Raw genomic sequence first — 6,294 nt, forward strand, 5'->3', positions numbered from 1 at the left:
TCTTTAACTATCGAATTAGAAGGTCTTCTATCTCGGCTTTATCATTTCTAGAGATACTTTAATACTGTGATCCTGATCTCTCCTAATCTCTCCGGCGAATCCTCTACCTCCAGATAATTTGTATCAAGACTCTCGATCTTAAAACCTTTCTTCTCAGCCTCTTTTACGAGGTTCTCTACAGGTGCTAGGGGGAGGTTTACACCTTTAACCCAATAGTGTATTGGTATCATGATTCTTGCTCTTAGAAGCTGGAAGACTTCTAAAGCCTCTACATAATCTATTGTGAAAACTCCTCCAATAGGTAATATGGCTATGTCAACTCTCTCGAATTTCTTCATAGTACTCTCATCCGGTATATGCCCTAGATCTCCTGCATGAAGTATTGAAACTCCTCCAGATGTTCTGATCACGTAAACAATGTTAGAACCCCTCCTCCTGCCACCTTCTTTATCATGGTAAGTTTTAACGCCTCTAACTCTGAAGGGAGGTATCTCGAAGTCTCCCTCCTTCATCTTAAATATCTTCGTATCATCTCTAGACACAACCCTGTGAGCATTATGATCAAAATGATCATGGGTTATAAGAACGTAATCAGCCTTAACCTCAGGTCTTTTAATTCCTATAGATCCTCCATCATGAGGATCTATAATCAGAGTCTTACCATAAGCATGAACACCTATGCATGCATGACCATACCATTGGATTTTTATAGAACTACTCATAGTATTACACCTCAGTGTTAGAATACCTAGGAAGGTTATTAAGTATCATAGAGTGTTTTTAGATTTTATGCCTCACATCTCTCTGAGATCTCAGATCATAGATCTAGAGAGATATTCTGCTTCAAGAATAAGAGATCAGATCCTGTCTAACATCTCTCTAATTCTTCTCACACCTTCTCTAATCCTATCTAGAGATTCCGTAGCAAAGCTGAGTCTTATACTTCCTCTAGAGCTTTCGCCGAAGAATTCTCCGGGAACAACTGCTACGGAGGCTTCTAATAAGAGTTTTTCAGCTAATTGAATACTCTCTAGATTGCGTTCTCTAAGTCTTTCCTTTAGATCCAGAAGTACGAACATAGATCCTCCTGGTCTAAGAAATCTAGCTTCCCTGATCTTTGAAAGTTCTTCAACCATCACATCTCTTCTCTCCATAAGAACTCTTCTCATAAACTCAATATGCCTCCTCCTAAGATCCCTATCTCTAAGATATCTCAGAACCAGGTACTGAGCTACGGTAGAAGGATGGTATGTAGAAATCTCAGAGATCAGGCTAATCCTCTTAATAATGCTTTTAGGACCATAGACATATCCAAGCCTCCACCCAGGTATCCCAGGATCCTTGCTAAAAGCATTTAGAGATATAACATTCTCTGGAGCTAGTTTATATAGGTATATATGCTCACCTTCATAGACAAGTGTTTTATAAGGCTCGTCATAGATTATCCATATATCATTGTCAACAGCTATCTCAACTAATGCTCTCGCTATATTCCAGTCTATAACCCTTCCAGTTGGATTATCAGGGCTTACAAGTATGATTGCTTTGGTTCTTCCTCTCACAATACTCTCATTAATTAGATCTACATCAGGTTGAAATCCTCTATCTATAGATGTAGGAGCATATCTAATCCTCGCTCTGTTAAAGGTGATCACATTCTTATATCCGAAGAATGTAGGATCTATAAGTATAACTTCATCACCTTCCTCTAGAACAGCTGTAAGTGATGAGAATATAGCTCCTTGACCTCCCGAGGTTATAACGATCTGGTCGGAATCTATCTCCAGTCCTCCGAGTTCTCTGAGATCATCTGCAATAGCTTCTCTAAGATCTAAAAACCCTGCCGAGGGTCCGTAAGAATATAGTTTCGTAGAATCTTCTTTAAGAGCTTGAGAAAGCCATTCTCTAATCTCTCTGGGAGGCGGGATACCTGGTTCTCCGGCTGAGAACATGATCAGATCTCTACCTTCTTTTCTCATATTCTCAGCAATTCTATTGATAATACGTGTAGGACTTTCGATCAGAAGATCCGAAGATTTGTTGTAGGAGGGCATATGACTTCCTGAAGAGATTCTTGTAGGAGACTTATAAGAGCTTATAAATTAGATCATGATGAGAATATAGTTAGCAAAGCCGCGTTTATCAGGATTATTACTATTGAGAAGATGAGAGCTAGTGCTGAGACAATCCTTGAATTTCTCAGAGAACCCATTAATCTGTGAGATGATGTTATAAGTGTTAGTGGGAGTAGAACCAGGGGAAGATATATTGATAGAACCACCTGAGTGTATACTAGAAGCTCTATCACGTTAAATCCTATTAGAATAGCTATTGTAAATGGTATCAGATTGATAATTCTAATCATAAACCTCACACGCCACATACTCATGTGCTTCGAGAAGAAACTCTCGAAGATGTTAACCCCAACCTGAATACTTACCAGCGATGATGAAAGTCCTGAAGCTAGTAGAGCTATGCCGAAAACATATGAAGCTAGAGCTCCGTAGAGAGGTTTTAATATATAGTACGCGGTCTCTGCATCAACATCATGCATTCCATGTATGTAGAATGCGTAGTAGCTTAGAACCTGTAGTGCTGCATTAAGTAGAGAAGCTATGCTAAGGTAGAGGAGTGTATCTTTTAAATGCTTTCTCAAAGCTCTGCTAGGATCTTCCTGTGTTCTCCATTCATCTCGCGAGAGGTATGAATGAAGTAGTAGTGCGTGAGGCATTATAGTTGCTCCTATTATAGCTGTTGCATATATCGAGATCTCACCTGATAATGAGGATATGGTTATGCTACTTCTAATGACCTCGATAAAATCCACCCCTACTATGTGAAGCTCGTAGAGAAGGCTGAAGCCTACTACACCTACTAATACTGCTATGATCTCATGCAGTCTACCAGCTCTTTCGAGGGCTATGAAAAGTACTATTATATCTAGAAATGCTATGGGAAGAGCTATTTCAAGAGGAATGTTGAGAAGGAGAGCTATACCTACTACCATTCCCGTAAGCTCAGCCATGTCTGTAGCGAGGATCATTATGAATGTGGATGTGAAGTAGAGTATCTTTAAAGGCTTGCTAAGGATCCCTAAACCTTCTATTCGTAGCATCATTTCTTCAAAAACGCTATAGCCTCTTGCTAGACCTAGCTTTCCTGAGAGGTATTGAAATAGAATAGCTAGAAACCCGCTAAGCCATACAACCCAGAGAAGGCTCATACCGAATTTAGCGCCTGCAGAGATGTTGCTCCCGAAATTACCCGGATCTATATAGGCTACGCTGACTATCACTGCAGGTCCTAGAAGAGCTCTTATACTTCTAAGCTTTCTCACACCTACTGCTCTTCCATTCAATTCAAAGTTAGTATCTTAGAAAGCTTAAAAAGAAAGTAATTAGATAAGAGAAGATCCTAGAAATAGCTGTAGGGCATCTCTAGGTATGCATAGAAGTTCTCAGAGATTGAAAGCATCTATGGAAACACCCTTGAAGAGCCCAGGAATTTTTATAGGAGAGAGATGATTATAGAAGGAGGTGTTAATAAAATCAGGATATGCTCCTCATCAAGGGCTGCAGGAATTTATAATATGAAAAGAGATGAGGAAGAATCTCATGTATCTAGGTTAGAGTATGAGAAGAATCTGTCACCTATTAAAGATGATTCCGGTGACCTGGATTTCCGTGACTGATCTCATAATAATCCTAGATCTAATAGTTCTCGTAGTAGCCTTATATCTTCTCATGCCTATGCTCTTTGGAGCGGCTTACTATCCTTCATCAAGAGATCTCAAGGATCTCTTGAGAGAAGTGCTTCAGAAGCACTTCAGAGATAGAAGTACTGTGAAGATTATTGATCTTGGAAGTGGTTTTGGGAGGGTATGTTTCTGGGCTTGTGAGATAGATCCGAGGGTTGTATGTAGAGGTGTAGATATAGATCCTATTAAAGTTTTATGGAGTAATTTTATGAGCAGATTAAAAGGACTTGAGAAGAGAGCTAGTTTTAAGAGAGGCAATATATTCAATGAAGATCTGGGAGAATATGATCTGATATACATGTTCCTCTGGAGCTCAACTGTTGAGAAGCTAGAGAGAAAGATATTAAGAGAGGCTAAGAAAGGATCTGTAGTGATATCTTTAGAGCATCCTCTCAAAGTACTTAAAGCGAGTAAGTGGAAGAAGTATTACATAGCCTATGTAGAATGATCATTTCTCGACCTCAAGATATGTTCTAGAGATCTAGAGAGGATCTAAGGATCCTCCATGCTTCCCCTACTATACTCCTATCCTTATCACTCCATTTTATCACTTCCTCAGCCTGAAATATGTCTAAGAGCTCCTCCTCTCTAACCCCAGCTAGCTCTCCTACTAAGGCGTAGACTGTGAGATATGATGATGCAGCTGTTATTCTTCTCACCTTATTATAAAGATCTCTTTCCAGAACCTTGTATAAGTATCTACTACTCAAAGGAGTTCTAGAAAGATCTCTAGGTATTTTCCCACGGATCTCTCCTCTTATAAGTTTTATAACCAGGCTTACATCAACACCCTGTGTAAAAGATCTAGTAGCATACCAGGAGATTAGATGCTCTCTATAGATCTCTTCAGCTTTTCTAGCGTGATTCTCATCTGAAATGATATAACCTGCTAGAACTGCTGAAAGTGCTGTGCTGACAAGATCTTCTGTAGAGAGGGTGTTCATAGAATCTCTATCTGTATGATAATACCTGCTAGGCCACTCATTAAGCATGAAATTTTCAACACCCCACACAGATGCTAGATCGTGATCGCTTCCTGCCGAGTATGGTGCTATATCGTATCTTATAGAAGGCGTTGGAACTCCCGTGAATGATTGTATAGTGTCTAATGCTGTTCTTAATCCTATGTAGCCTGCTGATGCTGTTCTAAGTCCTAGGATTAGAGGCGGGTTTACAAGTGTTAGAACAGATCCCGTGGCATATTGATTGGATCCTATCATATCCAGATTTATAATATGCTCGATAGAATCTCCTAAAATCTCGCCCAGATAAGCTGTGCCGGTATGCTCAGGAACCCATGCACTGCACATCTCTATGTTTCTAAGAATCGATGATTCTCTAGAGAGCAATGCTATCAAATAATTTCCAGCCGATCCACTGGCATTATCATGGGCTCCTGGCATGGGATGGCATATATGACTTATATAAAGGATCTTCTCACTCCCGCTACATGTATGAAGTATTGGGAGAGAACCTGATGTATGGTACTCGGTCTTGCTACTCCAGCAGACTTTAACTCTTCTATCTCTAGCTAGAGCATCTATCACTCTAGAAGCTTTTGAATAAGGTATGTTCATTACAACTCTGTCTTTCTTCAGATCTCTACTTCTCAGAAATAATCCTGTGTATGGTACTGCATCAGGATGCCTAGCTGGGTTGTAATGTATTATCAGCCTAGAGTCATATCTATCATAAGCTTCATAAGGTGTTAGATCTGTTATGATAGCCTCGCCGGAACAGGAATCATCTCTACAGAATCTTAGCTCGCTACAACCTTCACCAGATCCTGTGTGTGCTGAGAGTAGTGTAGGACTTCTCCTCAGATCAAGGTCTAGGAGAAGTTCTTCTTCAACCCAGATCCTCAGCTCTCCACTTTGAGCATCCCATCCTACTGGTGTTTCTATGAATCCTCTCGAGCTATCTAGAGGTGCTTCATATATCTTGCTTTCAATACCGTGAGACCTGAGAGCTTCTCTTAAATCTTCTATGGCATATCTCAATCCTTTAGAGCCCTGGATCCTGTGGTGCGAGGTTATTCTGCTGATTACTATCTCGATATCATAGGATGATATCATCTTTCTCAGATCTCTATAAAGATCCTTGAGATTCAATAGAGTACGCCTTCTAAATATCTCTTGTAGATTTTATATTTCTACCTCTTCCTAGCAGTTCTCCTAGAAATCCTGATATGCTTTCTAGACCTAGCATAGTATCTTCCCAGGAGAAATACTGAAACCGATAGAGCTAGTAATATAGCTGAGAAAATACCTATATTGTCGTACGGGTAGATCTCTGAGATACCATTCTGATATCTGGTCCTGATCAAGCCTAGGTCTAGTAGTATGTAAGCGGAGTAAGATATTAGATCTTTTGCATAAGTCTTAAAAATATGAGGATTATCAGAATCAGAGATACATGATCCCAGCTGTATAGTGCTACGAGTATTTCTAGTAATCATAATGAGATAAGCTTCTCCCCATCTCGAGCCTGTATAGCATTCTACCGTGATCTCGGAAATCTTCTCCACAATTATATAG

General features: G+C 39.9%; 7 protein-coding genes. 2 read left to right on the forward strand and 5 right to left on the reverse strand.

The genetic code is table 11. From position 1 onward, the window contains the following. Positions 1-47 precede the first annotated feature (47 nt). The 3 genes from QXS89_04575 to QXS89_04585 form a co-directional block, all read right to left on the reverse strand. Positions 48-722, reverse strand: coding sequence for an MBL fold metallo-hydrolase (locus tag QXS89_04575; GenBank protein ID MEM3831450.1), 675 nt, complete (start codon positions 720-722; stop codon positions 48-50). Positions 723-857: 135 nt separating this feature from the next. Next, the gene (locus tag QXS89_04580; protein MEM3831451.1) at positions 858-2,054 is read right to left on the reverse strand and encodes an aminotransferase class I/II-fold pyridoxal phosphate-dependent enzyme; all 1,197 of its coding nucleotides are present in this window, start codon (positions 2,052-2,054) and stop codon (positions 858-860) included. A gap of 53 nt (positions 2,055-2,107) precedes the next feature. After that, a complete protein-coding gene (locus QXS89_04585) occupies positions 2,108-3,358 on the reverse strand; it encodes an Nramp family divalent metal transporter (protein ID MEM3831452.1) in 1,251 nt (416 codons plus the stop codon). A gap of 162 nt (positions 3,359-3,520) precedes the next feature. Between QXS89_04585 and QXS89_04590 the strand changes: the two genes are divergently transcribed. Further along, positions 3,521-3,691 carry a hypothetical protein gene (locus tag QXS89_04590; GenBank protein ID MEM3831453.1) on the forward strand — a complete coding sequence of 57 codons (171 nt, stop codon included), beginning with the start codon at positions 3,521-3,523 and terminating at the stop codon, positions 3,689-3,691. Further along, positions 3,684-4,205, forward strand: coding sequence for a methyltransferase domain-containing protein (locus QXS89_04595; protein ID MEM3831454.1), 522 nt, complete (start codon positions 3,684-3,686; stop codon positions 4,203-4,205). The genes QXS89_04590 and QXS89_04595 overlap by 8 nt, the downstream gene beginning before the upstream one ends. A gap of 25 nt (positions 4,206-4,230) precedes the next feature. On the opposite strand, the gene QXS89_04600 is transcribed toward QXS89_04595, so the two are convergent. Beyond that, positions 4,231-5,868 (reverse strand): hypothetical protein, encoded by a 1,638-nt coding sequence (locus QXS89_04600; GenBank protein ID MEM3831455.1) that lies wholly within the window; start codon positions 5,866-5,868, stop codon positions 4,231-4,233. A gap of 41 nt (positions 5,869-5,909) precedes the next feature. Then, a partial coding sequence (locus tag QXS89_04605) for a hypothetical protein (protein ID MEM3831456.1) occupies positions 5,910-6,294 on the reverse strand: 385 nt, incomplete at its 5' end.

The organism is Sulfolobales archaeon (assembly GCA_038881635.1).
GTDB lineage: Archaea > Thermoproteota > Thermoprotei_A > Sulfolobales > AG1 > WYEN01.